Annotated in this window: 20 protein-coding genes; 16 read left to right on the top strand and 4 right to left on the bottom strand. The window is 69.3% G+C overall.

Annotation, left to right across the window (positions count from 1 at the left end; all coding sequences use genetic code 11):
- Nucleotides 1-4: 4 nt before the first annotated feature.
- The 4 genes from MNQ95_RS06250 to purU all read left to right on the top strand — a co-directional run bounded on the left by MNQ95_RS06250 (nucleotide 5) and on the right by purU (nucleotide 3,993).
- On the top strand, nucleotides 5-877 hold the full coding sequence (locus MNQ95_RS06250) for an NAD-dependent protein deacetylase (RefSeq protein WP_241954131.1): 873 nt from the start codon (nucleotides 5-7) through the stop codon (nucleotides 875-877).
- Nucleotides 878-1,006: 129 nt separating this feature from the next.
- Nucleotides 1,007-1,861 (top strand): Na+-dependent transporter, encoded by an 855-nt coding sequence (locus MNQ95_RS06245; protein ID WP_162408131.1) that lies wholly within the window; start codon nucleotides 1,007-1,009, stop codon nucleotides 1,859-1,861.
- A 110-nt stretch (nucleotides 1,862-1,971) separates the two neighbouring features.
- Nucleotides 1,972-3,072 (top strand): NADH:flavin oxidoreductase/NADH oxidase, encoded by a 1,101-nt coding sequence (locus MNQ95_RS06240; protein WP_241954130.1) that lies wholly within the window; start codon nucleotides 1,972-1,974, stop codon nucleotides 3,070-3,072.
- Nucleotides 3,073-3,141: 69 nt separating this feature from the next.
- Entirely contained in the window at nucleotides 3,142-3,993 is an 852-nt protein-coding gene (purU, locus tag MNQ95_RS06235) for a formyltetrahydrofolate deformylase (protein ID WP_241954129.1), read from the top strand.
- A gap of 114 nt (nucleotides 3,994-4,107) precedes the next feature.
- On the opposite strand, the gene MNQ95_RS06230 is transcribed toward purU, so the two are convergent.
- The gene (locus MNQ95_RS06230; protein ID WP_162408128.1) at nucleotides 4,108-4,896 is read right to left on the bottom strand and encodes a TSUP family transporter; all 789 of its coding nucleotides are present in this window, start codon (nucleotides 4,894-4,896) and stop codon (nucleotides 4,108-4,110) included.
- 123 nt (nucleotides 4,897-5,019) lie between these two features.
- On the opposite strand from MNQ95_RS06230, the gene MNQ95_RS06225 reads away from it, so the two are divergent.
- Complete coding sequence (locus MNQ95_RS06225) at nucleotides 5,020-6,348, top strand: amidohydrolase (RefSeq protein WP_241954128.1); 1,329 nt, start codon at nucleotides 5,020-5,022, stop codon at nucleotides 6,346-6,348.
- Between the two features lie 393 nt (nucleotides 6,349-6,741).
- Here the strand turns inward: MNQ95_RS06225 and MNQ95_RS06220 are convergent, their stop codons facing one another.
- Nucleotides 6,742-8,490, bottom strand: coding sequence for an ExeM/NucH family extracellular endonuclease (locus tag MNQ95_RS06220; RefSeq protein ID WP_241954127.1), 1,749 nt, complete (start codon nucleotides 8,488-8,490; stop codon nucleotides 6,742-6,744).
- 66 nt (nucleotides 8,491-8,556) lie between these two features.
- Nucleotides 8,557-9,075: a c-type cytochrome gene (locus MNQ95_RS06215; RefSeq protein WP_162408125.1), complete on the bottom strand. Its 519-nt coding sequence runs from the start codon at nucleotides 9,073-9,075 to the stop codon at nucleotides 8,557-8,559.
- Between the two features lie 479 nt (nucleotides 9,076-9,554).
- On the opposite strand from MNQ95_RS06215, the gene MNQ95_RS06210 reads away from it, so the two are divergent.
- The 8 genes from MNQ95_RS06210 to MNQ95_RS06175 all read left to right on the top strand — a co-directional run bounded on the left by MNQ95_RS06210 (nucleotide 9,555) and on the right by MNQ95_RS06175 (nucleotide 20,071).
- Nucleotides 9,555-12,149 carry a glycoside hydrolase family 3 protein gene (locus tag MNQ95_RS06210; protein ID WP_241954126.1) on the top strand — a complete coding sequence of 865 codons (2,595 nt, stop codon included), beginning with the start codon at nucleotides 9,555-9,557 and terminating at the stop codon, nucleotides 12,147-12,149.
- Between the two features lie 136 nt (nucleotides 12,150-12,285).
- Nucleotides 12,286-13,848 carry a sodium/sugar symporter gene (locus MNQ95_RS06205; RefSeq protein WP_241954125.1) on the top strand — a complete coding sequence of 521 codons (1,563 nt, stop codon included), beginning with the start codon at nucleotides 12,286-12,288 and terminating at the stop codon, nucleotides 13,846-13,848.
- Between the two features lie 38 nt (nucleotides 13,849-13,886).
- Nucleotides 13,887-14,897: a LacI family DNA-binding transcriptional regulator gene (locus MNQ95_RS06200; protein ID WP_162408122.1), complete on the top strand. Its 1,011-nt coding sequence runs from the start codon at nucleotides 13,887-13,889 to the stop codon at nucleotides 14,895-14,897.
- A gap of 512 nt (nucleotides 14,898-15,409) precedes the next feature.
- Nucleotides 15,410-16,807 carry a hypothetical protein gene (locus tag MNQ95_RS06195; protein ID WP_162408121.1) on the top strand — a complete coding sequence of 466 codons (1,398 nt, stop codon included), beginning with the start codon at nucleotides 15,410-15,412 and terminating at the stop codon, nucleotides 16,805-16,807.
- A gap of 142 nt (nucleotides 16,808-16,949) precedes the next feature.
- The gene (locus MNQ95_RS06190; RefSeq protein WP_238390221.1) at nucleotides 16,950-17,429 is read left to right on the top strand and encodes a hypothetical protein; all 480 of its coding nucleotides are present in this window, start codon (nucleotides 16,950-16,952) and stop codon (nucleotides 17,427-17,429) included.
- Complete coding sequence (locus MNQ95_RS06185; RefSeq protein ID WP_241954124.1) at nucleotides 17,426-18,124, top strand: C39 family peptidase; 699 nt, start codon at nucleotides 17,426-17,428, stop codon at nucleotides 18,122-18,124. The genes MNQ95_RS06190 and MNQ95_RS06185 overlap by 4 nt, the downstream gene beginning before the upstream one ends.
- 58 nt (nucleotides 18,125-18,182) lie before the next feature.
- Nucleotides 18,183-18,644, top strand: a complete 462-nt coding sequence (locus tag MNQ95_RS06180; protein ID WP_241954123.1) for a hypothetical protein — start codon at nucleotides 18,183-18,185, stop codon at nucleotides 18,642-18,644.
- A gap of 44 nt (nucleotides 18,645-18,688) precedes the next feature.
- Nucleotides 18,689-20,071, top strand: a complete 1,383-nt coding sequence (locus MNQ95_RS06175; RefSeq protein WP_202922803.1) for an acetate kinase — start codon at nucleotides 18,689-18,691, stop codon at nucleotides 20,069-20,071.
- 99 nt (nucleotides 20,072-20,170) lie between these two features.
- Here MNQ95_RS06175 and MNQ95_RS06170 read toward each other — a convergent pair whose 3' ends face one another.
- Nucleotides 20,171-23,929, bottom strand: a complete 3,759-nt coding sequence (locus MNQ95_RS06170; RefSeq protein ID WP_241954122.1) for an indolepyruvate ferredoxin oxidoreductase family protein — start codon at nucleotides 23,927-23,929, stop codon at nucleotides 20,171-20,173.
- 112 nt (nucleotides 23,930-24,041) lie between these two features.
- On the opposite strand from MNQ95_RS06170, the gene MNQ95_RS06165 reads away from it, so the two are divergent.
- From MNQ95_RS06165 to MNQ95_RS06155, 3 genes are all read left to right on the top strand, one after another.
- A complete protein-coding gene (locus tag MNQ95_RS06165) occupies nucleotides 24,042-24,710 on the top strand; it encodes a tetratricopeptide repeat protein (protein WP_425501292.1) in 669 nt (222 codons plus the stop codon).
- A gap of 79 nt (nucleotides 24,711-24,789) precedes the next feature.
- Nucleotides 24,790-25,494, top strand: coding sequence for a 2OG-Fe(II) oxygenase (locus MNQ95_RS06160; RefSeq protein ID WP_241954121.1), 705 nt, complete (start codon nucleotides 24,790-24,792; stop codon nucleotides 25,492-25,494).
- Between the two features lie 9 nt (nucleotides 25,495-25,503).
- Nucleotides 25,504-26,424 carry an AEC family transporter gene (locus MNQ95_RS06155; RefSeq protein ID WP_162408116.1) on the top strand — a complete coding sequence of 307 codons (921 nt, stop codon included), beginning with the start codon at nucleotides 25,504-25,506 and terminating at the stop codon, nucleotides 26,422-26,424.
- Nucleotides 26,425-26,452 lie beyond the last annotated feature (28 nt).

Below are 26,452 nucleotides of genomic sequence, written 5' to 3'. Positions count from 1 at the left end.
GGGCATGGCGATTACCACCAACGCGATCTCCACCGCCGCCGCGAACGCCACGGCCGTGCAGGTCGAAGCGCTGAACGCGTTCGTCCAGCGCCACCGCCGGCTGTTCGTGCTCACCGGCGCCGGCTGCAGCACGCCCTCGGGCATTCCCGACTACCGCGATGCCGAAGGCGGCTGGAAACGGCCGCAGCCGGTGACCTTCCAGGCCTTCACCGGCGAGGCGGCGACCCGGCGCCGCTACTGGGCGCGCAGCCTGGCCGGCTGGCCGCGCTTCGCCACCGCACGGGCCAATCCCGCGCACCGTGCCCTGGCCACGCTTGAGCGCGAAGGCCGGATCGAGGCGCTGGTGACCCAGAACGTGGACGGCCTGCACCAGCAGGCCGGCAGCGCCACGGTGATCGACCTGCACGGACGCCTGGACCAGGTGGTGTGCCTGGGGTGCGGCGCACGCCATCCGCGCGAGGAATTGCAGCAGCGGCTGCTGGCGCGCAATCCCGGCTGGGAACGACATGTCGCCGCGATCGCGCCCGACGGCGATGCCGACCTGGACGGCGTGGACTTCGCCAGCTTCGAGGTGCCCGACTGCGTGGGCTGCGGCGGCCTGCTCAAGCCGGACGTGGTGTTCTATGGCGAAAGCGTGCCGCGGGCACGCGTGGAGGCGGCGGTTGCGCACCTGCGACGCAGCGACGCGATGCTGGTGGTCGGCTCCTCGCTGATGGTCTATTCGGGCCTGCGCTTCGCGCGGATGGCGGCCGAGGCGGGCATTCCGGTCGCCGCGCTCAACCTGGGCCGCACCCGCGCCGACGAGCTGCTCTCGTTGAAGGTGGAAGCCGACTGCGTGGCCGCGCTGGCCGGGTGGGTCGCGCGCGACTCCGGCTGAGGCGCATCGCGCGATGGCCGGCAGCACCCGCTGCCGCCTATGATCCGGGGCGACACGCCGCCGGCCGTCGACGGCCGATCCGCGCATGGCGGCATGCCGGCTGCCTGGCTTGCTCCACCTGGAGACCGCATGTCGTTCCTCGCCGTCCTGAAACTGCTGGTCCTGGCCAGCGTCGTCCTCAACGTGATGGCGATGGCGATGCGCTCCCGGCCGCAGGACACGTGGTACATGTTCCAGCATTGGCGTGCGGGGCTTGGCGCGTTCGTGGCGATGTTCGTGGTCGTGCCCGCGATCGCCTTGGCCCTGATGCTCAACTTCGACTTCAAGCCGGACGTGAAGATCGCCCTGCTGGTCCTGTCGCTGTCGCCGGTGCCGCCTTTGCTGCCCAGGCGCCAGCTGCAGGCCGGGGCCGAGGCTGCCTACACCACCGGGTTGCTGGTGGCCGCCGCGCTGGCCTCCCTGGTGGTGATGCCGCTGGGGCTGCACCTGTTCGGAGCCCTCTTCGGCCTGGAAATGCGGATCTCCCCCGGCGGGGTGGCCATCACCCTGCTGCTCACGATCGGCGCGCCGATGCTGCTGGGCTTCCTCGTGCAGCGCCTGTTGCGCGACCGCGCGTTCGCGGTGGCCCTCGCGCTGCGCAAGGCGGGCATGTTGCTGCTCGTCCTCTGCGCACTGGCGCTGGTGGCGATCATGGCGCCGGGGATGTGGCGCCTGCTGGGCGGCGGCACGCTGGTGGCCTTGCTGGCGATGATCCTGGGCGGCCTGGCCGCAGGCCACCTGCTGGGCGGCACCTCGCCGGAGCACCGGACCGCGCTGGCGCTGGCCGCGGCGACCCGTCATCCCGGCGTGGCCCTGGGCGTGATCGCCACCACCTTCCCCGAACATCGCCTGGCGCTGGCGGCGGTGCTGCTGTCGGTGCTGCTGAACCTGCTGGTCGCGGTTCCGTTCCTGCGCCTGGTGGCGCGTGCGCCGAAAGCAGCCTGAACCATCCCTCTCGCGATGGCGGCACCACGAAGCAGTGATCCACCGGCGGGCTTGATGCGCCGCGCCGCGCGCGCTGGAATGCCACGCTCCCCACCAGTACGCCATCGCCCATGAGCCTGCTGTTCTCGCCGCTGTCGCTCGGTCCGCTCGAACTGTCCAACCGCATTGTCATTGCCCCGATGTGCCAGTACTCGGCGCACGACGGCTGCGTCAGCGACTGGCACCACATCCACCTCGGCAACCTGGCCCTGTCCGGCGCCGGCCTGCTGATCCTCGAAGCGACCGCGGTCGAGTCGCGCGGGCGGATCAGCCACGCCGACCTGGGACTGTGGAACGACGACCAGGAAGCCGCGCTCGCCGCTTTGCTGGCCTCGGTGCGGCGCTGGTCGCCGATGCCCGTGGGCATCCAGCTGGCGCACGCCGGGCGCAAGGCGTCCACACCGCGTCCGTGGGACGGTGGCGGCGCGATCGCGGCCGACCACCCCGATGGCTGGAGCACGGTGTCGGCGTCGGCCCTGGCCTATGACGACGCGCATGCGGTGCCGCAGGCGCTGGATGGCGAGGGCATCGATGCGCTGGTCGAACATTTCGTCGCCACTGCGCGTCGTGCCGAACGGCTGGGCCTGGACCTGGTGGAAATCCACGCCGCGCACGGCTACCTGCTGCACCAGTTCCTCTCGCCGCTGAGCAACACCCGCGACGACGCCTATGGCGGCTCGCTGGAGAACCGCATGCGGCTGGTGCTGCGGGTATTCGACGCGGTGCGCGCGGCGGTGTCGGCGAAGGTCGCGGTCGGCATGCGCATCTCGGCCACCGACTGGGTCGAAGGCGGCTGGGACATCGGGCAGAGCCTCGCCCTGGCGCGCGCGCTGGATGCGCGCGGCTGCCAGTTCATCCACGTGTCCAGTGGCGGCCTGGATCCGCGCCAGCAGATCGCCACCGGCCCCGGCTACCAGCTGCCGTTCGCCGAGGCGATCAAGGCCCAGGTGCGGATGCCGGTGATCGCGGTCGGCATGATCACGCAGCCGCGCCAGGCCGAAGCGGTGCTCGTCGACGGGCAGGCCGATGCGGTCGCGCTGGCGCGCGGCATCCTCTACGACCCGCGCTGGCCCTGGCATGCGGCGGCCGAGCTCGGCGCCACGCTCGTGCCGGCGCCGCAGTACCTGCGCTGCGAACCGCCCGAGGCGCGCGGAGTGTTCGCGCGGCGCTGACGGGCACGCGGAGGTATCAGCTGCAACCGAGCCGCCGCGCGGTTGCAGGCTCGCCTACCATGGCCACCCATGCGCCATGAACACATCCTCGCCCTGTCCTGCCCGGACCGCACCGGCATCGTCTATCGCGTCACGGGACTGCTGTTCGGCCAGGGCTGCAATATCCTGGACGCGCAGCAGTACGGCGACGAGGAAACCGGGCGCTTCTTCCTGCGCGTGCATTTCGACCTGCCGGCGGCCGATGCGTTGCCGGCGTTGCACGAGCGCTTCGGCACGCTTGCGGACGAGTTCGGCATGGACTGGCAGGTCCACGACGCGCGCCGCCGCGCGCGCCTGCTGGTGCTGGTCAGCAGGCAGGGCCATTGCCTGAACGACCTGCTGTTCCGCGCGCACAGCCGCCAGCTGCGCGTGGACATCGCCGCGGTCGCGTCCAACCACGAAGATTTCGCCGCGCTGTCGGCGTCCTACGGCGTGCCGTTCCTGCACCTGCCGGTGGACGCGTCCAACCGCGCGGCGCAGGAGGCGTCGATCATCGACCTGGTCGAACGCGAGCGCATCGACCTGGTGGTGCTGGCGCGCTACATGCAGATCCTGTCGCCGCGGCTGTGCCAGGCCCTGGCCGGGCGCGCGATCAACATCCACCACAGCTTCCTGCCCAGCTTCAAGGGCGCCCAGCCGTACCACCAGGCGCACGCGCGCGGGGTCAAGATCATCGGTGCCACCGCGCACTACGTGACGCCCGACCTGGACGAAGGCCCGATCATCGAGCAGGACATCGCGCGGGTGGACCACGCGATGACGCCACGCGACCTGGTCCGCGTCGGCAGCGACATCGAGTCGCAGGTACTGGCGCGCGCGGTACGCCGCCACGTCGAGCACCGGATCCTGCTCAACGGGCACAAGACGGTGGTGTTCCGCTGACCCGCGAACCTGGTCTGCTCTTTGTAGGAGCGGGCATGACCGCGACACCGACACCCTGGGCAGGACCGACGTACTCATCCGCTACAGCCCCCGCTGTCGCGGTCATGCCCGCTCCTACAGCGTGGCAATCCAGCTGCGCAGCGGATGCGCCGGATCGGCCAGCAGCTTCAACGCCAGCAGCACGGACACCATCACCAGCAGCGGCTTGATCACCCGCGTGCCGTGGCGCATCGCGAAGCGCGAACCCAGCTGCGCGCCGAGGAACTGGCCGGCGCCCATCACCAGGCCGACCTTCCACAGCACCGCGCCGGAGGCCAGGAACACCGCGAAGGCGCCCACGTTCGAGCCGAAGTTGAGGAACTTGGTGTGCGCGGTGGCCTTGAGCAGGCCGAATCCGGCCAGGCCGACGAAGCCCAGCATCAGGAACGAGCCGGTACCGGGTCCGAACACGCCGTCGTAGAAGCCGAGCACCGGCACGAAGGTCAGGCCGAACACGCGTGGGCTGATCCGGTGGTGGCGCTCGACCGTGCCGATGTCGGGCTTGAGTGCGAAATACAGGGCGATGCCGATCAGCAGGAACGGCAGCACCGCACGCAGCCAGCTGCCCGGCACGATCGTGGCCAGCAATGCGCCGGCGACCGCGCCGGCCGCGGCGGTCAGCGCCATCGGCAGCTGCGCGCGCAGGTCGACGTGCCCGTGGCGCGCATAGGACCAGCTCGCCGAGGCCGAGCCGAACAGCGACTGCAGCTTGTTGGTACCCAGCGCCTGCAGCGGCGGGATCCCGGCCAGCAGCATCGCCGGCAGGGTGACCATGCCGCCGCCGCCGGCTATCGAATCGATGAAGCCGGCCAGCAGGCCGGCGAGGAACAGCAGCATCAGCAGCTGCAGGGCGAGATCGGGCATGGGCCACCAGCGAAGGAACAACGCCGGCGCTTGGACCTGGCGTGCGCCGCCATTCTAAGCGGCGGTTGCCGCAAGGCGCGTCGCAACCGTTAGCATCGACCCAACCTTTCCCGGAGTCGCCCGATGGTCCTGGCCGTACGATCCAAGGTTTCCCTGCTGGCGTTCGCCCTGTCGCTCGCCGCGGCCGTCCCGGCCCACGCCGCCACCGCGCAACGTCCCGAAGTGGCCGCCGCCGCCAAGCAGCTGCAGCAGCAGGTCATCGACTGGCGCCGCGACTTCCACCAGCACCCGGAGCTGTCCAACCGCGAGGAACGCACCGCCAGGGTGGTCGCCGAGGAGTTGCGTCGGATGGGCCTGGAGCCGAAGACCGGCATCGCCCACCACGGCGTGGTCGCGATCATCAAGGGCGGCAAGCCCGGCCCGAAGATCGCGTTGCGCGCGGACATGGACGCGCTGCCGGTGGCCGAACGCACGGGCCTGCCGTTCGCTTCGAAGGCCACCGGTGAATACCGCGGCGAAACAGTCGGCGTGATGCATGCCTGCGGCCACGACGCGCACACCGGCATCCTGCTCGGCGTGGCCAAGGCGCTGGTCGCGATGCGCGACACGCTGCCCGGCGAAGTGATGCTGATCTTCCAGCCGGCCGAGGAAGGTCCGCCGGCCGACGAGGAAGGCGGTGCGTCGATGATGCTGGCGCAGGGCCTGTTCAAGGACTTCAAGCCGGAAGCGGTGTTCGGCCTGCACGTGTTCTCGACCGTGCCGGCCGGACAGATCGCGGTGCGCAGCGGGCCGTTGATGGCCGCCTCGGACCGTTTCAGCATCAAGGTGGTCGGCCGGCAGACGCATGGTTCGCGGCCATGGGGCGGGGTGGATCCGATCGTGGCCGCCGCCGACCTGGTCGGCACCGCGCAGACCATTGTTTCTCGCCGCACCGACCTGGCCAAGCTGCCAGCGGTGGTGACCTTCGGCGCGATCAAGGGCGGCATCCGCTACAACATCATCCCCGACGACGTGGAAATGATCGGCACCATCCGCACCTTCGACGAAGGCATGCGCGAGAAGATCTTCGCCGACCTGCGCAACGTATCCGAACACGTGGCCGCCGCGCACGGGGCCAAGGTCGAGGCCAAGGTGCCCGACAGCGAGGGCAATCCGCCGACGATCAACGATCCGGCGCTGACCGCGAAGATGCTGCCCAGCCTGCAGGCCGTGGTCGGCGCCGACAACGTGTTCGAGCCGCCGCTGCAGATGGGCTCGGAGGATTTCTCCCTGTACGGGTTGAAGACGCCGGCGCTGTTCTTCTTCGTGGGCGCGACCGCGCCGGGGATCGATCCGGCGACCGCGCCGGGCAACCATTCGCCGGAGTTCATGCTCGACGAGAAGTCGCTCGACGTGGGCTTCCGCGCGTTGCTGCAGGTGTCGCTGGATTACCTGCACGGCACGGCGGGCTGACGAAGCCCGGCAGGCCGCGAGGCTTCCGGGCCGCAGGCCGGGACACGCGGCACGGGATTGCGGAAGGCGTCGCTTGTGTCGAAGGCGTGGGTGTCGCGGTCATGCCCGCTCCTACGGGAGCGGGCAGAGAAGCGGGTCTTTGGGCCGCGTAATAGGTGCGTCGCAGCGGTGTTCTTCGTAGGAGCGGACTTCAGTCGTGCCCGCTCCTACAAGGGCGGGTGCGGTAAAGCTGGTTGTGGAGATGTGTGTTCCAGGCGTGGCGCAACGATGCTCCCTGTAGGAGCGGACTTCAGGCCGCGAACCGGGGGCGCAACAGGCGCGGTGGCGTTGGTTGTGCGGGAGGCGCCAGTGTCATGGCGCGTCTTCCGGCATCGGGGTCTGCGCGGTGCGCAGCTACAGATCGAAGCCCAGCAGCAGCGGATCGTGGTCGGAGCTGCGCCACGGGCCCGGCACGTTGCGGCCGGCATAGCCGGCGTCGTCCGGTTCGTCGGCATTGACGTGCCACTCGGTCGCGCCGCGCAGGTGCGGGACCAGCGCGGGACTCAGCAGGGCATGGTCGAGGCGGCCGCTGAGCCCCTGGTAGACGTAGCTGTAAGGCGGCTCTGAACCCGGGGCGGCCACGGCGGCGGCCTTGAGGGCATCGGTCCAGCCGCCTTCCTCGCGCAGCCAGCGCACCGGGTCTTCCATCGCGTAGGCGTTGAAGTCGCCGAGGATGGCCACGCGCTCGCGGCCCTTGCCCAGCGGCGCGGACTGCAGCCAGGTGTGCAGGCGCTGCGCCGAATCCAGGCGCAGCGCGTTCCAGCAGCCCTGGCCGTCCTTGCGGTCGGCGTCGGCGCCTTCGGCCTCGCTGCAGCCCTTGGACTTGAGGTGGTTGGCGACGACCACGAAGTCGTCCTTGCCGCCATCCTTGCGCCGGAACGCCTGCGCCAGCGGCACGCGACTGCGCTCGCCGAAAGGCCCGCCTTCGAGCACCGCCGGCTTGCCGCGCGCGACCAGGCGATCGCCGCGGTAGATCAGGCCGACGCGGATGGTGTCCGTGCCCGGCCCGCGTCCGGCATCGACGAAACGCCACTGCGCGCCATCGGCGTTGAGCACCTGCACCAGGCGGGCGAGGCCGGAGTCGGGACCGTAGCCGTCGTTTTCCAGCTCCATCAGCGCGGCCACGTCCGGATCCAGGCCCTGGATGGTGGCGACCAGCTTGGCCAGCTGCGCGTCGAGCGCCTGCGGTGTCTTCGCGCCGCGCGGCGTCGGGAAGCCGCCGCCCTGGCCGTCGCCGTTGAACAGGTTCTCGAGGTTGAACGCGGCCACGCGGACGTTGCCGGGTACCTGCGGCGGTGCCGGTCGCGCTGCGACTTCGATCGACGGCGTACCGGTCAGCTGCAGGCGCCAGCCATGGCGCGGATCGACGATGCCTTCGGCACCGCGCACCACGCTGCCGGTGCGCGGGACGTCGCCACCGCCCAGGTACGCGACCTGCTCCGGATCGCGCTGGCGGCTGGCGTCGTCGAGCAGCAGTCGCGTGCGCGCGTTCGCCGCGGCCAGCGCGGCGTGCTCGGCCGAACCGGCGCGTGCCCGCTCGCTGGGCTGCCACTGGCGACCGTCGAACGACACCGCCAGCTCGCCGAAGCGTTGCAGCGCGTCGGTACCGGTGACGGTCAGCGGTGCCTCGATGCGCACGGTCATCCCTTCCAGCGCTTCCCAGTCGCCGGGTAATGCTTGCACCGCCTGCGCACGCACCGGCGTACCCGCGCGGCAGCGGTCGACACGGTCGACCTGCAGCGTGGTCAGGCTGTCGCCGCCGCGCCCATCCAGCTCCACCACCCGGCCATGGAAACGGCACTGCGTGCCGACGCCGAGGTTGTCGGGGAAGGCGAAGCCCTCGACCGGCTGCACGAACAGGCCGTCCGAGGTGCGTGGGTCCCCGTCGCCTGCGTCCTGGACGAAGATGCCGCCCAGTCCCTCGCGGAAGTCCGCGCTGACCGTGGCAGTCACCGTGACCTGTTCGCCGACCAGTGGGCTGCGCGGACCATCGCCCTGCAGCTGGCCGATGGCCGGTTCCGCCGCGGGTCGGGCCACGGCCGGCAGGACCCCCAGCAGCAGGAGCAGGGCGGGCAGGCGACGCAGGGCGGGATGCGGCTTCATGGCAGGTGTCCAGGACGGAAACGACAACGCCGCCCGGAGGCGGCGTTGTCAGGTATGGCGCGGGGCTTACTTCAGGTTGGCGAGCATCCAGTCGACCGTCGCCTTCACCTGCTCGTCGGTCAGCGCCGGGTTGCCGCCCTTGGGTGGCATGATCCCGCCGCTGGGGCCGGTGAAGCCCTCGATCGCGTGCTTGTGCAGGGTGTCGGCGCCCTGGGCGAGGCGCGCATCCCAGTGCGCGTGATCCAGGGTCGGCGCGTTGCCCACGCCGCTGGTGTGGCAGGCGCCGCACAGGTTCTGGTAGATCACCGCGCCATCGGTGGTCCCGCCGTAGGCGACCTGCGAGGAGGCCTTGGCGACCGCGGCGGCGGCGGCGGCGGCCTGGGCGGCGGCACCGGTATCGCCGGCGTAGACCGCGCCGGCCGGATGAATGCGCGCAGCGGTCCGGCTGGCGGCCGTCGGCGAGACTTCCGGGGGCAACCGGCCATGCAGATAAATGGCCAGCAGGATCAGGCCCAGGGTGACCAGGGCCAGGAGGCCGATCACCATCGAGAAGCGCTTCAGGAATTCCAGATCGTAATTACGCACATCGCATCCTATGGCGAGTGGCGCGGCCGGCCACAGCTGGCGCCGATTATAGAGAGGGACGCCCCGGCTTCGGAAGCCGGCAAGCCTTGCCGGGCGGGCGATGCGGATGCGGACGCCGGTTTGGACGCCCCTGCCGTGGCCGCGGGCGGGCGGGCGAAGGGGGCATGGATCGGGTGGCCAGGCAGCAGCCGATGCCGCAAATCGGCTGTTGCGATGCAGCAGGTTTGCGGGTCGGGGTGCGATTTCGCGGTGTCGCGTGCATGCAGTCGCTGGTGGGTCCAATTGACCGCCAGCGCCGGGATTTACGGGCTCGGCCCGCACGCACGTCCACGTCGCGACCCGGAACGCGCCGGGAAGTCAGGCCACGGCGGGGCCCTGTCCGGTTGACAGCGCTGCCATTTCTGACAAGCCTCTGCGCCCGTCACTGCCGCAAGGCGCCCGGGGACGCGGGCGCTCCACCGACCGGAGGAAGATCCAGCATGAGCACCCACGCCGGCGCGACCGCGCCTGCCGCCCGCATCCGCAATGTCCTGGCCGCAGCGCTGGCCCTGGCCGTGCTGGCCGCCTGCAATCGCGCCCCGGCGCCGGTCGACGCGCCCGCCGCCGATGCCCCGCAGGCTGCCGCGAGCGACGGCAGCATCCACCCGGAGCAATGGCCGGAACTGGCCTGGCCCGTGGCCGCCGACCCGGCGGTGGAGAAGCGGATCGACGAACTGCTGGCGAGCATGACCCTCGAAGAGAAGGTCGGCCAGCTGATCCAGGGCGACATCGGCAGCATCACGCCCGAGGACGTGCGCAAGTACCGGCTCGGTTCGATCCTGGCCGGCGGCAGCTCCGATCCCGGCGGCAAGTACAACGCCACCCCGGCCGAATGGCTGGCCCTGTCCGACGCGTTCTGGGAAGCGTCGATGGACACCTCCGGCGGCGGCAAGGCGATCCCGGTGATCTGGGGCATCGACGCGATGCACGGCCAGAGCAATGTCGTGGGCGCGACCCTGTTCCCGCACAACGTCGGCCTCGGCGCCACGCGCAACCCCGAGCTGCTGCGCCGCATCGGCGAGATCACCGCGCAGGAGACCCGCACCACCGGCATGGAGTGGGCGTTCGCGCCGACCGTGGCGGTGCCGCAGGACGTGCGCTGGGGACGCGCCTACGAGGGCTACTCGGAGAACCCGCAGGTGGTGGCCGATTTCGCCCGCGCGATGGTCGAAGGCCTGCAGGGCAAGCCCGGCGCGGCGGATTTCCTCGGCGACAACCGGGTGATGGTCTCGGTGAAGCATTTCGTCGGCGACGGCGGCACCACCAACGGCCGCGACCAGGGCGACACCGTGGTCAGCGAGGCCGAACTGCGCGACGTGCACGCGGCCGGCTACAAGACCGCGATCGAAGCCGGCGCGCAGTCGGTGATGGCCTCGTTCAACAGCTTCCACGGCACCAAGATGCACGGCCACCAGCCGCTGCTGACCGACGTGCTCAAGGGCCGCATGCACTTCGGCGGCTTCGTCGTCGGCGACTGGAACGGCCACGGCCAGATTCCCGGCTGCACCAACGACGACTGCCCCGCGACCTTCACCGCCGGCCTGGACATGGCGATGGCGCCCGACAGCTGGAAGGGCATGTACGACACGACGCTGGCCGCCGCGAAGAACGGCACGCTGTCGATGGAGCGCCTGGACGACGCCGTGCGCCGCATCCTGCGGGTCAAGTTCCTGATGAAGCTGTTCGACGCGCCCAAGCCGTCGCAGCGCGCGCTGGGTGGCAAGTTCGAACTGCTCGGTGCACCGGAGCATCGCGAAGTCGCCCGCCAGGCGGTGCGTGAATCGCTGGTGCTGCTGAAGAACAACGGTGGCGTGCTGCCGCTGCGCACCAACCAGCGCGTGCTGGTCGTCGGCGATGGCGCCGACAACATGAGCAAGCAGACCGGCGGCTGGACGCTGAACTGGCAGGGCACCGGCACCACGCGCGCCGACTTCCCCAACGCCGACACGATCTGGGAAGGCATCGCGCGCGCGGTCAAGGCCGGTGGCGGCCAGGCCGAGCTGGCGGTTGACGGCAAGTACAAGGCCAAGCCGGACGTGGCGGTGGTGGTGTTCGGCGAGAACCCCTACGCCGAATTCCAGGGCGATATCCCCAACCTGCTGTTCCATCCGGGCGACGACAGCGACCTGGAGCTGATCAAGAAGCTCAAGGCCGACGGCATCCCGGTGGTCGCGGTGTTCATCACCGGGCGTCCGCTGTGGATGAACCGCGAGATCAACGCTTCCGATGCCTTCGTCGCGGCGTGGCTGCCGGGCTCGGAAGGCGCGGGCGTGGCCGACGTGCTGCTGCGCAAGGCCGATGGCAGCGTCGACCACGACTTCAAGGGCAAGCTCAGCTTCTCCTGGCCGCGCAACGCGGTGGATGCAGCGGTCAACAAGCCCGGATACCAGCCGCAGTTCGCGTTCGGCCATGGCCTGACCTACGCCGACAAGGGCGACCTGGCGGCGCTGCCGGAAGACTCGGGCATCGAAGGCCTGCAGGCGCCGGCCGGCGTGTACTTCGCCCGCGGCCAGCTCGCCCCGGGCCTGGCCCTGAAGCTGGAAGACGGCAAGGGTGCGGCCACCGCGGTCACCACCGTGCCGGTCGCACTGGCCGACAACAGCCTGGCGATCAGCGCGGTCGACCATGAGCGCCAGGAAGACGCACGCCGCTTCACGTGGTCCGGTGCACAGGCGGCCAGCGCGACGATCCTGTCCGAGCCGGCGCAGGAACTGACCCGCGAGACCAACGGCGACCTGCTGCTGGTGCTGACCCTGCGCCCGGATGCATTGCCGGCGAGCGGCGCGCTCACCGCCAGCGCCGGGGCCGGCACGTCGCTGCCCTTGCTCGACACGCTGGCCAAGCTGCCGGCCGGGCAGTGGACCACGCTGGGGATTCCGCTCAAGTGCTTCGCCGCGTCCGGTGCGGATGTGGCCAAGCTCGATACGCTGCTGAAGCTGCAAAGCGATGCGGCAGCGACGCTGTCGATCTCGCGCGTCGCGGTGGGCGCGGTCAGCGAAGCGCAGCACATCCTGGCCTGCCCGCAGTCGAAGTAAGCGCACGTGGGCCTGCGCCGCGCCGGGAGGGCGGCGGCGCGGGCCGGTCCGAGCTTCTCCGCCACGGGTGCCATGACGGCATCCGCGGTGGGCCGCGTCCTCCACACATCGACTGCATGGGACGGAGAGAGCGCGGATGAAGCTGGCAACACTGGATATCGTGATCGTGCTCGTCTACCTGGCGGGCATCTTCACCCTGGCCCAATGGGTCTCGCGCGAGAAGGCGGGGCACCAGAAGTCGGCCAGCGACTACTTCCTGGCCAGCAAGTCGCTGCCATGGTGGGCGATCGGCGCCTCGCTGATCGCGGCGAACATCTCCGCCGAACAGATCATCGGCATGTCCGGGTCCGGCTACGCGATCGGCCTGGCGATCGCCTCCTATGAGTGGATGGCGGCGCTGACCCTGCTGATCGTCGGCAAGTTCTTCCTGCCCATCTTCCTGCGCAACCGCATCTACACGATGCCGCAGTTCCTGGAAGAGCGTTACGGCACGCGCATCCGCACGCTGATGGCGGTGTTCTGGCTGGGCCTGTACGTGTTCGTGAACCTGACCTCGATCATGTGGCTGGGTTCGATCGCCGTGGCCCAGGTCACCGGCATGGACCAGATGCTGGCGCTGGTGCTGCTGGGCGTGTTCGCGATGGCCTACCAGCTGTACGGCGGCCTGAAGGCGGTGGCGCTGACCGACATCGTGCAGGTCACCCTGCTGGTGATGGGTGGCCTGCTGGTCACCTGCATCACCCTGAGCCACATCGGCGGCGGCAGTGTCACCACCGGCTTCTCGCAGCTGTGGAGTGCCCATCCCGAACACTTCGAGATGATCCTCAGCAAGGACAATCCCTTCTACAAGGACCTGCCGGGCATCAGCGTGCTGATCGGCGGCATGTGGATCATGAATGTCAGCTACTGGGGCTTCAACCAGTACATCATCCAGCGCGCGCTGGCCGCCAAGGACATCCGCGAAGCGCAGAAGGGCGTGGTGTTCGCCGCGTTCCTCAAGCTGCTGATGCCGCTGGTGGTGGTGGTGCCGGGTATCGCGGCGGTGGTGCTGGCGCCGGACCTGGCCAAGCCCGATGAGGCCTACCCGACGATGATGCGGCTGCTGCCGACCGGCATCCTGGGCCTGGTGTTCGCCGCGCTGGTGGCGGCGATCGTGGCTTCGCTGGCATCCAAGATCAACTCGGTGGCGACGATCTTCACCCTGGACTTCTACGCCAAGTCGCGTCCGCAGTCGGAACAGTCGCACCTGGTGCGCGTCGGCCGCATCGCGGCCGCGGTATCGGTGCTGCTCGCGATCCTGACCGCGCGTCCCCTGCTGGGCAGCTTCGACCAGGCGTTCCAGTACATCCAGGAATACACCGGCTTCTTCACCCCGGGCATCGTGGTGATCTTCGTGCTGGGCCTGTTCTGGAAGCGCGCCAACGAGGCCGGCGCGCTGGCCGCGGCGATCGGTTCGTTCGTGCTGTCGATCGTGCTCAAGCTGGCCTGGCCGTCGCTTCCGTTCATCGATCGCGTCGGGCTGGTGTTCCTGCTGGCGCTGGCGCTCGCGGCGATCGTGTCGCTGGCGACGCGGCCGCAGCAGGCCGGCAGCGACCTGATCCGTACCGACGACGTGGACTACTCGACGTCGGCAGGCTTCAATATGGCCGGTTTGGGCGTGATCGCGATCCTGGTCGCGCTGTACGCGGTCTTCTGGTGAGCCAGCTGGGGCATGAGAATGCAGTGGGCGGAGGCGTAATGCGGGTCAGGATCGAGGATGTCGCGCAGCGGGCGGGCGTGTCCATGAAGACGGTGTCGCGCGTGCTCAACAACGAGCCGGGCGTGCGCGAGGCCACGCGGGCGAAGGTCATGGAAACGGTGGCGGCGATGAACTATCGCCCCGATCCCTCCGCGCGCAGCCTCGCCGGCAACCGCAGCTACCTGGTCGCGCTGCTGTACGACAACCCGTCGCCGAACTACCTGATGGAGATCCTGACCGGCGTGGTCGAGGCCTGCGAGAGCCACCACTACGGGATGGTGATGCAGCCGGTGAGCTACCACAGCCCGGATTTCCTCGATGCGATCGATTCGCTGGTCGTGTCCTCGCGCCTGGACGGACTGATCCTCACCCCGCCGCTGACCGACAGCGACGCGCTGCTTGATCGCCTCGACCAGCGCGGCATCCCGTTCTCGTGCATCTCGCCCAAGGGCCGTGAAGGACGCATCGGCGTGACCCTGGACGAGCACGAGGCGGTGTGCGAGCTGATGGCGCACCTGATCGAGCTGGGCCACCGCCGCATCGGCCACGTGCGCGGACATCCGGACCATGGCGCCAGCGAATGGCGCATGGCGGGCTACCGCAGCGCGCTGCGCCGCGCCGGCCTGCGCTACGACCCGGCGCTGGTGGTCGACGGCGAGTTCTCGTTCGACTCCGGCCTGGCGGCCGGCCGCCAGTTGCTGGCCCTTGCCGAACGCCCCACGGCGATCTTCGCCGCCAACGACGACATGGCTGCCGGCGTGATGCGTGCGGCCAGTGAACTGGGCCTGCGCGTGCCGCGCGACGTGTCGGTGTGCGGCTTCGACAACACGCCGATCTCGCAGCAGATCTTTCCGGCGCTGACCACCGTGCAGCAGCCCACCCGCGACATGGGCCAGGTCGCGACCGTTCAGCTGCTCAATGCGATCCGCGACCGCAGTGCCGGGCGCATGGTACGCATGCCGTACTCGCTGCAGCTGCGTCAGTCGACCGGGCCGGTGCCCCCGGCCTGAGCAGGACAGCGCGGGCTCCGGCGCGGAAACCTGTGTGGAACACACTGAGCGGATCGGCGGCTCCCCGTCGAAGGGCTCGCGCCGCCGCTTTCCATTTCCAAACGATGCGCGCAGCAGGGCGAGTCCCGCTCTACGGGTTGTGGCGAGCAGCGGTGAAAAGCCGCGATGCGCGGCGAAGCAAGCCGATCCGCGCGATCGGTCGCGCAACGATGGCTGACGGCTCCTTGTGTCTTCGATGCATCGTCGAACAGCGCGGCTCCCGTTCTCTGCGACCTGCATTCGCCGGAAACCCGCAAAGAAGCCCAAAACAGCGTGAATACGCACTGCCTGCCGGTGCGCAGATTTCGCATCGCTGAATACATGAAGACTGCAAAGCCGCAGACGAGCGGTATGCGGTTCACCAAAAGCTAACCATCAACCTTCCGACGACTAACAATTCGCGAGGACAATGCGACGCACGTCACTTAATTTCGGGACCCCCCTGACCCTTGGGTGACGTCTAGGAGAGTGATATGCATATCAGCAAGACACTTATGGCATCCGCAGTGATGCTCGGACTGGGCCTGTCGGGGCAGGCCTTCGCTCAGGAAACTCCTGAAGAAACTCCAACAACGGTCAACGACTACAGCGCATATGCAGATGGCCAAGGCACGGCGGCCGCCAGCAATGGCGGCACTGCCACCGCCACGTTCTCGAATTCCTTCAACCACAGCTCCGCTGTGGCCACTACGCGACTTGAAGGAAGCGTTTCTGGATTGAGCGTGTATGGCATCGGCAACGTCGCCAACAACAACGGCAACGCCAACGGTGGCAACGGTGGGAAAGGTGGCGCCGGTTACGGCGGCCTGGCCCTGGGTGGTGATGGCAGGGGTGGTGATGGGGACGGTGGCAACGGCACCGGAGGTGCCGGCGACCGTGGTGGCCGTGGTGGCACTGCGGGCAGCGGTGGCAGTGGCGGTACCGCGAACAATGGCGACGTCCAGGCCGGCCCGACGGGGGTTGGCGACGCGAGCGTCGCGGACGCCAACGCGGGTAATGGCGGCGATGGCGGCAACGCCACTCGCAATCGTGGCGCCAACGGTGCCGATGGCACGGGTAGTGGCGCCAGTGGCAATGGCACTGGCGGAAGTGGCTGGGCGGGCGGTGGCGATGGTCTGGCCGCCAGTGCGGCCCTGGGCGGATCCGGCGCTTCGGGCAGTGGTCCGACGGGCGCGCAGGACAGCGGCGCAAGCGGCGGCAATGCCGACGCCAACAGCGGTCGTGTACGCGAACGTGGGGCGGGCGATGCGACGAGTGGAAGCGGTACCGCCACCGCCGGCAACGGCACGTCCGGTGGTGCAAGCGCGACCGGCGGTGCGAGCACCGCGACCGGTGGTGCGGGCACTGCAGGCGACGGCACCGGCACCGGTGGTGCTGGCACGGCGACCGCAGGCGATGGCACGGGCACCGGTGGTTCCGGCACGGGCACGGGCGGTGCCGGCGGCAGCCTGACCGCTACCGCAGGAACGGGCGGTGATGGCGGTGCCGCAACCAATGGCGATGCCACCAATGGCAGCGCCACTTCCACCGCGAGCAATGGCGACGCAACGGCCGGCAACGGCGCCGAGGGCGGAGCAGGCGGCGCGGGCGGCAGTGGTGGAGCGGGTGGTTCCGGCACGGCCGCAGCGGGTACGGGCGGCGCAGGCACCGGTGGCACCAACACCGGTGGCAACGGCGCCGGCGGTGCAGGCGGTGCGGCTGGCGCAGGTGGATCTGTGGCCAACAACGCGGGCACCTTCGACATGTCCAACCAGATGACCAGTGTTGGGCAGTCGGCGGCGGGCATCATGGTGACGGCCCAGAACAGCGGCTTTGCGTCGCTGATCCAGCAGGGCATCACCGTGCAGGCCAACCTGACCGTAGGCCCGTAGTGGCCATAAGCCCTTAGGCGCTCCCACGTGCATCGGGGCCTGGAAACCCCGATGCATCCATCGCACGAGCACAAGGCGTCCCGTCATCCCGACGGGGCGCCGTGCCCATGCAGGCAGGAGCGTTCGGGAAGGAGTGTGTCCCATGCATCCGCACCGTCCACTTTCACTAGGTCCGCTTTCACTTTGCATCGCGATGGCGGCGCTGGCTTCCGGTTCCGGCCCCGCATTCGCCGCTGACGATCCAGCTGCCGCGAATCTCGCGCCACTGATCGATCCGGCAACCCCTCAAGCGCAGCCGGGTACGGCGACCTCAACGCCGGACGCTAGGCAGGCGCTTCTCCCTGCAGCATCCGTTCCCGGCTTCGCCGGCAGCGAGGCAGTCGATATCGAACGGTTGGCCGCCATGCGCGGTGGCGAAGAGACGAATGAAAGCAACACTTCCGTGGATGGTAGCGTCCACGACAACACGGCCGACCACGTCGTCAGTGGTTCCAATTCCATCAACGGCGAAGCCTTCTCCAACGCCAGCGGCCTCAACACGGTCATCCAGAACAGCGGCAGCAACGTGCTGATCCAGAACGGGATGAGCATCCAGGTCATCTTCGCCAATCCAGGCCAATGAGCAATCGGCGCCTGGCGGGGTGGGGCGCGCTGGGGTGCGCGTTCGCGTGCGCGCATGGCGCATGGGCCGCCAGTACCGACATCCGCGTACCGCAGGGTGGCGGCACCTACGGCATGCGGGTCGTCAGCCTGAAGGAGGCGCGCTTCCGTACCACGGTCCCCCAGCAGTACGACTTCAGTTGCGGCTCCGCGGCCACGGCGACGCTGTTGACCTACCAGTACGGCCATCCGGTCAGCGAAGCGGACGTCTTCGTGCAGATGTACGACAACGGCGACCAGGCCAGGATCCGGAAGGAAGGATTCTCGCTGCTGGACATGCGCCGATACCTGGCTACGAAGGGCTTCGATGCGGATGGCTTCGAGCTGCCGCTGGAAAAGCTCGAAGAAGAGGGTGTTCCGGCGATCGTGCTCCTGAACGATCGCGGGTACCGGCATTTCGTGGTGGTCAAGGGCATGCGCAATGGACGCGTGCTGCTGGGCGATCCCGCGCGGGGCACGCGCGCGATGCCGCGTTCTCGCTTCGAAGCGCTATGGGACAACCGGGTGCTGTTCGTCGTGCACAACCGGCGGGAGCAGGCCGGCTTCAACAATCCCGACGACTGGCGCACGGCGCCCCCGGCGCCGCTCGACATGGGCATCCAGCGCGATGGATTGCGCAACATCACCGCGCCCAGGCGCGGCCCCACGGACATCTGAAGCCATGTACGTCGTCCGTCGATCGTTTCCCGCGTTGCTGCTTGTTGCATGCGCTGCGGTGTCCGCGCAGGCGCAGGCGCAGGCATGGGATGGCCGGTCCACGCCGTTGGGCGGGGCGTGGAAGCCGATCGATCCGGCGCGCCTGGCGGAGATGCGCGGCGGTTTCCAGCTGCCGTCCGGGCAGATGCTCTCGTTCGGGATCGAGCGCGTCGTCTATGTCAATGACGTGCTGGTCGCCAGCGTCTCGGTGCGGATTCCGGATGTGGCGGACCTTGATGCCGGACAGGCGCAGGCCCTGGCCGATTTCAACAAGGGCATCGTGGTCCAGGTGGGCGAAGGCAACCACTTCGATCCCGCAGGTGTTGCCGGTGGCGTGGTGATACAGAACACGCTCGACAGCCAGCGTATCCGCACGGTCACCCATGTCGAAGTGGGCACCGGTGCATTGGGTGTCTTCCAGGGCATCAACTCCTATGGTGCGCTCGGCGATGCTTTGGCGCGCGTTCCAGGCCCGCCCTGATACCGATGCCCACGCCACCCGGCTCCCGCCCCAAGGAGAGCGCCATGAAACGGATGTCGCCCAATGCCGCCGCGCCGCTGGCCCTGGCCATCGGCCTGGTCGTCTGTGGACAGGTTGGTGCGCAGGAAGCGTCTTCGGGTGACACCGCGGGTGGAGCTACGCCCGAGGCCCGGCTGGATGCGCTGCAGAGCCGGATCAACCAGCAGTCCCGGCGGATAGAGGAGCTGCGCGACGAGCTGGGCGAACAGACCCGGGGAATGGCGCAGCTGCAGGCTGCATTGAACGAGGAAATACTGGCCAACGCGCGCGCGCGCGGCGCGGCCGTTCCGGTCCTGGTGCCATCGTTGGCCCAGGGGGTCGCCTACGCGCCGCAGGAAACCGGGCAAGCGCAGGCGGCCCAGCCGACGCAACAACCCCCTGCGTCCGACGCGCAGACCCAGGCCGTGGGCCAGGCCCCCGAGTCCGACTCGCGCCCCCCGGAAGTCGCGCAGATCTTCGACCAGCCCGGCGCGCTCACGCCGGCCGGAACGTTCGTGCTGGAACCCTCCCTCCAGTACGGCTATACGGCCAACGATCGCGTCGTGCTGGTCGGATACACCGTCATCCCGGCGATCCTGATCGGGCTGATCGATGTGCGCCAGGTCAAGACGACCACCGCGATCGCCACGATGACGGGACGCTACGGGCTGAACAACCGGCTGGAACTGGAGTTCAAGGTTCCCTACGTCTACGCCAGCGGCGATACGGTCAGTCGCGAAATCTTCACCGGGTCGGCGCTGGACCGCGTGTTCAATTCCAGCGGACGCGGCCTGGGCGACATGGAGATGTCCGTGCGCTACCAGTTCAACCGCGGCGGCCCGGACAAGGCGTTCTACGTAGGATGGCTGCGCTACAAGAGCCGGTCCGGCACCGACATCTTCGACGTCGTCACCGATTGCGTGACCCGGTGCGTCGCCAACGCCACCGGCACGGGCCTGCCGCTGGAGCTGCCCATGGGCAGCGGCTTCGATGCGCTCCAGCCGGGCATCACCTGGCTGTATCCCTCCGATCCGGTCGTGTTCTTCGGCAGCTTCAGTTACCTCTACAACTTCGAGCGCACCGACGTCTCGCGCACCGTGATCGGTGGCGAGCAGGAGCACCTGGGCGACGTGAAGGCCGGCGATATCTGGGGCTTCAACGTGGGCCTGGGCCTGGCGCTGAACGAGAAGGCCTCCATCAGCCTCGGTTACGACCAGAGCATGGTTGGCAAGACCACGCAGAACGGCGAGGACGTGCCCGGCTCGGTCCGGGTCACCCTGGGCACGTTGCTGCTGGGCGGCACCTACCGCTTCAACGACCACGTTTCGTTGAACGTCGCATTAGGCGCGGGGGTTACCCGCGACACGCCCGACCTGACCCTCACCACGCGCGTCCCGATCACCTTCTAGGTCGATCGGGATCCGCTGCGCGCCGCTCCCTGCCGCCGACGCGGGGCGTCGGCGCGCAACGACAGGCCAGCGCCCCCGGTAAACGGCCCGACAGGCCTCTCAGGCAGCGTCGCTGCGCAACACCACGCGCAGCGGGTTGTCCCACTCCCGGAGCAGGTCGGCTTCGCGGGCCTGGGCTTTGTGCAGGTGCGCTTCCTTGACGTGTCCGTAGCCGCGGATGTGCTCGGGGAGGCTGGCGATCTCCGCGGCCAAGGCGAGGTTGCCGCCGTCGAGCCCCGCCAGCAGCCGGTCGATGGTGGCGAAGTAGTCCGTGACGAGTTGCCGCTCCGTGCGCCGTTCATCGCTGCGACCGAACGGATCCAGCGGACCGCCGCGCAGGAACTTGAGCTTGGCCAGCCAGCGGAACGCGGTGAACATCCACGGCCCGTACTCGCGCTTGAGCAGCCGGCCCTGTTCGTCCTTCTTCGCCAGCAGCGGCGGGGCGAGGTGGAAGCGCAGCGTGTAGTCGCCTTCGAACTGCTGCTGCAGGCGGCGCTGGAACTCGCCGCTGGTGTACAGGCGGGCGACCTCGTACTCGTCCTTGTAGGCCATCAGCTTGAAGGCATAGCGGGCCACGGCTTCCGCCAGCGCGGTCGAACCCGGGGCCTTCAGTGCCTCGGCGCTGCGGACCCTGGCCACCAGGCCGGTGTAGCGGCGCGCATAGGCGGCGTCCTGGTAATCGGTGAGGAACTTCTCGCGGCGCGCGACCAGTTCGTCGAGGCTGCGCGACAGGCGCAGGTCGTCCAGTGGCAGCGCGGCAATCTCGCCGGTGGCCACGTCCAGCGGCGAGGCGCCGCCAGCGGCGAGGCTGTCGCTCTCGGGCAGCCCGCGCAGTTCGCGCTCGCCGCCATTGGGCCGCGGCGCGCTGGTGCTGCCCCACTCGCTGCCTTCCCAGTCGCCGGGCGGCAACTGGTGCAGGCCATCGGGCACGCGCTCGTCGGCGGTCACCGGATTGGAGACCAGGCCGGCGGCGGCCGCCACCGCCTGCGGATCGACCGCAGCCAGGCGGCCCCACGCGAAGGCCTGCTGGTTCATTTCGATCGCCGCGCCGTTGAGCTCGATCGCGCGCATCAGCGCGGTGTGCGAGATCGGCACCAGGCCCAGCTGCCAGGCGTAGCCGAGCATGAACAGGTTGGTGGCGATGGCATCGCCCAGCAACGCGGTGGCCAGCTGGGTGGCGTCCAGCAGGCGCGGTTCGCGCCCACCCAGTGCGAGCTTGATCCCGGCGATGATGTCGGCGGCGGGGAAGTGCAGGTCCGGGCGCATGGTGAACGTGCCCGGCATCGCTTCGTAGGTGTTGAGCACCACTTCGGAGCGCTCGCCGCGCACCTTCGACAGCGCCCAGTAGTCGTTGACCACGACCATGTCGCAGCCCAGCACCAGGTCGGCTTCGCCGGCGGCGATACGCACCGCGTGGATGTCTTCGGGCGTGCGCGCGATGCGGATGTGGGTGGTGACCGCGCCGCCCTTCTGCGCCAGGCCGGTCTGGTCGAGCACCGTGGCGCCCTTGCCTTCCAGGTGGCCGGCCATGCCCAGCAATGCGCCGATGGTGACCACGCCGGTCCCGCCGACGCCGGTGATCAGGATGTTCCAGGGCTGGTCGAGCACGGAGCGGAAGACCGGGTCGGGCAGGCCCTCCAGCCGCGACGCCGCGTCTGCCTTGCGTCCCTTGCGCGGCTTGCCGCCGTGCACGGTGACGAAGCTCGGGCAGAAGCCCGACACGCACGAGTAGTCCTTGTTGCAGTTGGACTGGTCGATCTCGCGCTTGCGGCCGAATTCGGTTTCCTTGGGCAGCACCGACACGCAGAAGCTCTTCTGCCCGCAGTCGCCGCAGCCCTCGCACACCAGCGTGTTGACCATCACCCGCTTCTGCGGGTCCTCGATCTTGCCGCGCTTGCGCCGGCGCCGCTTCTCGGTCGCGCAGGTCTGGTCGTAGATCAGGATGCTGACGCCCTTCACCTCGCGCAGGCGCTTCTGCACCGCATCGAGCTCTGCGCGGTCGTGGAACTCCACGCCCGAGGGGAACAGTTCGCGCTTGTGCCAGCGGCCGATGTCGTCGCTGACCAGCATGATCGTGTCGATGCCTTCGGCGCGCATCTGGTGGGCGATGTCCGGTACGGTCAGGCTGCCGTCCACCGGCTGGCCGCCGGTCATCGCGACCGCGTCGTTGTAGAGGATCTTGTAGGTGATGTTCACCTTCGCCGCGACGGCCTGGCGGATGGCCAGCGAGCCGCTGTGGAAATAGGTGCCGTCGCCCAGGTTCTGGAACACGTGCGGGGTGTCGGTGAACGCGGCCTGCCCGGCCCAGGTCACGCCTTCGCCGCCCATGTGGGTGAAGGTGTCGGTGGAGCGGTCCATCCACGTGACCATGTAGTGGCAGCCGATGCCGCCCAGCGCGCGCGAGCCCTCCGGCACCACCGTGGAGGTGTTGTGCGGGCAGCCCGAACAGTAGTGCGGCACGCGCGGGAAGCTGGCGCGCGGCAGCGCCATCTCCGCCTCCTTGGCGTCCATCCAGCGCAGGCGCTGCTCGATCGACTCGGTATTGATCGCACTTGAGGGGAGCAGGCGCAGAATGCGGCGGCCGATCACGCCGGCAATCGTCGCCGGGGTCAGCTCGCCGGTGGACGGCAGGATCCACTCGCCGGCTTCGTCGTACTTGCCGACGATGCTCGGGCGCCGGCCCCAGTCGTTGGGCCAGTTGTAGAACTGTTCCTTCATCTGCCGCTCGAGGAAGGCGCGCTTCTCCTCGACCACGACGATGTCTTCCAGCCCGCGGGCGAAGCGGGCGATGCCTTCGGGCTCCAGCGGCCAGGTCATGCCGACCTTGTAGACGCGGATGCCGATGTCGCGGCAGGCCGCCTCGTCCAGGCCCAGGTATTCCAGCGCCTGCAGCACGTCCAGGTAGCTCTTGCCGGTGGTGACGATGCCCAGGCGCGCGTTCGGCGCATCCATCACCACCTTGTCAATGCCGTTGGCGCGGGCGAACGCCTGCGCGGCGCGCACCGCGTAACGGTGCAGGCGCATCTCCTGGTCCAGCGGCGGATCGGGCCAGCGGATGTTGAGCCCGCCGGGCGGCAGTTCGAAATCCTCCGGCAGCACGATCTGGCGCGCGAACGGATCGACCTGCACCGAGGCCGACGACTCCACCGTCTCGGCGATCGTCTTGAAGCCGATCCAGCGGCCGGTGTAGCGGCTCATCGCCCAGCCAACCAGGCCCAGGTCGAGGATGTCCTGCACGCCGGCCGGGTTGAGCACCGGCATCATCGCGCTGACGAACTCGTCCTCGCTGCCATGCGGCAGGGTCGAGCTGCGGCAGGCATGGTCGTCGGCGGCCAGCGCGAGCACGCCGCCGTTGCGCCAGGTGCCGGCCGCGTTGCCGTGCTTGAACACGTCGCCGCAGCGGTCCACGCCCGGGCCCTTGCCGTACCACATGGCGTAGACGCCATCGACCCTGGCGCCGGGGAACAGGTTGGTCTGCTGCGTGCCCCAGACCATGGTCGCGCCCAGGTCCTCGTTGAGGCCGGGCTGGAAGCGCACCTTCGCCGCCTCCAGGTGCTTGCGCGCGCGCCACAGTTCCAGGTCGAAGCCGCCCAGCGGGCTGCCGCGGTAGCCGCTGATGAAGCCGGCGGTATCCAGTCCTGCGGCGGCATCGCGCAGCTGCTGCATCAGCGGCAGCCGGACCAGCGCCTGCACGCCGCTGAGATAGATGCGGCCATCGCGGCGGGTGTACTTGTGCTCGAGCGTGTAGTCGTTGTCGAACGTATCCAGCTCCGGCCGGTTGGCCGAAGCGGGCGAGGTCAGTTCGGCGGTGCTGGTCATGGACGGGCCCTGGCGCTGGCTGGAGCTGGGCCTCGCCGGCCCGGTGCGGAATGATATCAAGCGCCATTCTGTGATGGCCCGCACTCCCCGACTGTGCGCTGCTGCGGTTAGGATGCGGGGTGGGGAGGTTGTTCTCGGGGATGATCAGGTGAAAAAGCTGCTTTTTCCGCTCGCCTTGGGGCTGGCGTTGTTTTCGCTGTCTGCAGCGGCGCAATCGCTGCCGGCACCGAAGGAGTTCTATTTCGACCCCGATCCGCAGACCACGCGTGCGATCGTGGCTGTCCCGGGCGAGGGCGATGCGGTGGTCGACCGGCTCGCGTCCACGGTCGCCCGCAAGCCGGCTGACGTCGAATCGCGGGTGCAACTGGCCCGGATCGCGATGCAGACCGGACGCCTGGAACTGGGCGACGAGCTGTACCGTGCCGCCCAGAAGAATGCCGGGAGCAACCAGCGCCTGGCGCGCGCGGTGGCGTGGAACTACGGATGGGACCTCTATCGTGCCGGTGAACACCCGCGCGCGCTGGAACAGTGGCAGAAGCTGATCGGTGGCTGGCCGAGCACGCCTTCCTGGCAGCCGCCGACGCTGGCGCTCGCGTTGTGGAAGATGGGCCACAAGGCCGAAGCGATCGCCTGGTATGCGGCGGCCGTGCGCACCGAACCTCAGCAGTGGAGCGTGGCCTCCACCTACGCGCAGATGCTGCCGGACTGGCGCGAGGAAGACCGCGGCACGCTGGCCGAGGTGCAGGCCGCCTGGCAGGCCGATCCGCCGGCCTGGCCGTAAGCGCCGGCTACGGGGCCCGCTCCGGCGGGCTGTGCGAAAATGCGATGGCGCCGGACCGGCGCCCTTTCCGCAGCGGTCCATGATCAGCAACGAACTCGACATCGACCCCTGGCGCGCGCGCCTGCGCGCGCAGGGCAGGGTGCAGATTCCCGGTTTCCTGCAGGCCGAGGCGGCCTCGCGCCTGCACGATTGCCTGCGCGACGAGGTGCGCTGGGAGACCGCGCAGCGCACCGACGCAGAACTGGCGGAAGGCCTGGTGCACAGCGCGGCACCCGGTAGCGCGGAAGACGCGGCGTTGCTCGAAGCCGCCACCCTGCGTGCCCGCGACGGCTTCGAGTTCTACTTCGACCGCTACCGCATGATCGATGCGCGCCGTGACGGACAGGATCCGGAACTGGTCCTGCACGCGGTGGTCGATTTCCTCAACAGCGCGCCCTTCCTCGACTTCGCCCGGCAGCTGACCGGCGACCCTGCGATCCGCATGGTCAGCGCGATCGCGGTGCGCTACCGCCACGGCCACTTCCTGCGTTCGCACAGCGACCACGCCAGCGAGGAGGACCGCGCCTTCGCCTATGTGCTGAACCTCAGCCGCGACTGGCTGCCGGACTGGGGTGGGCTGCTGCAGTTCCTCGACCCGGCCGAGCGCCGCGTGGTCGACACCTTCACCCCCCTGTGGAATTCGCTGAGCCTGTTCCGCGTGCCGCAGCCGCACGTGGTCAGCCTGGTGGCGCCGTGGGCCGGTTCGCCGCGCTACAGCATCACCGGCTGGTTCCGTCGCGGCTGAGCCGGCTGGATGGTCGCTTGGGATGCATTCGCCCTGATCCTGGCCATGCTCGGCCTGGGCATGGCCCTGGGCCGGACCACGCTGTTGCCGGCCAACGCGTCGGAAACGCTGAACCTGGTGGTGCTGTACGTGTGCCTGCCGGCGGCGGTGCTGCTGTACGTGCCGCGGCTGCACATGGAATGGTCGCTGCTCGGCGTGGCCCTCACCCCGTGGCTGCTGATGGGCGCGACCTGGGTGCTGGTGACGCTGGCGGCGCGCGCGTGGAAGTTCCGCCGCGACGAGTACGCGGTGCTGCTGCTGTGCGTGGGCCTGTGCAATTCCAGTTTCATCGGCTATCCGATGGTGCGCGCTTTGCTGGGCGAGGACTCGGTGCAGTACGCGGTGGTCTACGACCAGTTCGGCACCTTCATGCTGCTGTCGACGGTGGGGATCTATGTCGTCGCCCGCTACAGCGGCGACGCCACGCCGGGCGCGCGCGAAATCGCTTCGCGGATCGCGCGCTTCCCGCCCGCGTGGGCGCTGCTGTTCGGCTTGACCCTGATGCCGGAACAGCCGCCGGAGTGGATCGCTTCGGGCCTGCGCCGGCTGGCCGAGGCGATGTTGCCGCTGGTGATGCTGGCGGTGGGCCTGTCGATCCAGCTGCGCCTGCCGCGCGACGAGATCCGGCCACTGGCGACCGGCCTGGTGCTCAAGCTGCTGGTGATGCCCGCGCTGGCCGTGCCGATCTCGCTGGCGTTCGGCATGTCCGACACGATGCTGCGCGCCAACGTCCTCGAATCGGCGATGCCGACCATGATCTCCGCCGCCGCGCTGGCGATGGCGCATGGCCTGGCGCCGCGCCTGGCCGCCGCGCTGGTCGGCTACGGGATCGTGCTGTGCCTGTTCACCCTGCCGGCGTGGGCGTGGCTGCTGGGGCGGCTCACCAGCTGATCCGCGGCTCTCCGGCCGGCGGCACGGC

Origin of the sequence: Pseudoxanthomonas daejeonensis (assembly GCF_022637495.1) — a bacterium.
Lineage (GTDB): Bacteria > Pseudomonadota > Gammaproteobacteria > Xanthomonadales > Xanthomonadaceae > Pseudoxanthomonas > Pseudoxanthomonas daejeonensis.
The sequence above is the reverse complement of the archived record's forward strand: the minus strand, read 5'-3'. Positions and strand labels throughout refer to the sequence as shown.

Bases quoted from the DNA above. Each gene is read 5' to 3' on its own strand.
- MNQ95_RS06250 (WP_241954131.1), top strand. From the start codon at position 5: ATGGCGATTACCACCAACGCGATCTCCACCGCCGCCGCGAACGCCACG.
- MNQ95_RS06245 (WP_162408131.1), top strand. From the start codon at position 1,007: ATGTCGTTCCTCGCCGTCCTGAAACTGCTGGTCCTGGCCAGCGTCGTC.
- MNQ95_RS06240 (WP_241954130.1), top strand. From the start codon at position 1,972: ATGAGCCTGCTGTTCTCGCCGCTGTCGCTCGGTCCGCTCGAACTGTCC.
- purU (WP_241954129.1), top strand. From the start codon at position 3,142: ATGCGCCATGAACACATCCTCGCCCTGTCCTGCCCGGACCGCACCGGC.
- MNQ95_RS06230 (WP_162408128.1), bottom strand. From the start codon at position 4,896: ATGCCCGATCTCGCCCTGCAGCTGCTGATGCTGCTGTTCCTCGCCGGC.
- MNQ95_RS06225 (WP_241954128.1), top strand. From the start codon at position 5,020: ATGGTCCTGGCCGTACGATCCAAGGTTTCCCTGCTGGCGTTCGCCCTG.
- MNQ95_RS06220 (WP_241954127.1), bottom strand. From the start codon at position 8,490: ATGAAGCCGCATCCCGCCCTGCGTCGCCTGCCCGCCCTGCTCCTGCTG.
- MNQ95_RS06210 (WP_241954126.1), top strand. From the start codon at position 9,555: ATGAGCACCCACGCCGGCGCGACCGCGCCTGCCGCCCGCATCCGCAAT.
- MNQ95_RS06205 (WP_241954125.1), top strand. From the start codon at position 12,286: ATGAAGCTGGCAACACTGGATATCGTGATCGTGCTCGTCTACCTGGCG.
- MNQ95_RS06200 (WP_162408122.1), top strand. From the start codon at position 13,887: ATGCGGGTCAGGATCGAGGATGTCGCGCAGCGGGCGGGCGTGTCCATG.
- MNQ95_RS06195 (WP_162408121.1), top strand. From the start codon at position 15,410: ATGCATATCAGCAAGACACTTATGGCATCCGCAGTGATGCTCGGACTG.
- MNQ95_RS06190 (WP_238390221.1), top strand. From the start codon at position 16,950: ATGCATCCGCACCGTCCACTTTCACTAGGTCCGCTTTCACTTTGCATC.
- MNQ95_RS06185 (WP_241954124.1), top strand. From the start codon at position 17,426: ATGAGCAATCGGCGCCTGGCGGGGTGGGGCGCGCTGGGGTGCGCGTTC.
- MNQ95_RS06175 (WP_202922803.1), top strand. From the start codon at position 18,689: ATGAAACGGATGTCGCCCAATGCCGCCGCGCCGCTGGCCCTGGCCATC.
- MNQ95_RS06170 (WP_241954122.1), bottom strand. From the start codon at position 23,929: ATGACCAGCACCGCCGAACTGACCTCGCCCGCTTCGGCCAACCGGCCG.
- MNQ95_RS06165 (WP_425501292.1), top strand. From the start codon at position 24,042: ATGCGGGGTGGGGAGGTTGTTCTCGGGGATGATCAGGTGAAAAAGCTG.
- MNQ95_RS06160 (WP_241954121.1), top strand. From the start codon at position 24,790: ATGATCAGCAACGAACTCGACATCGACCCCTGGCGCGCGCGCCTGCGC.
- MNQ95_RS06155 (WP_162408116.1), top strand. From the start codon at position 25,504: ATGGTCGCTTGGGATGCATTCGCCCTGATCCTGGCCATGCTCGGCCTG.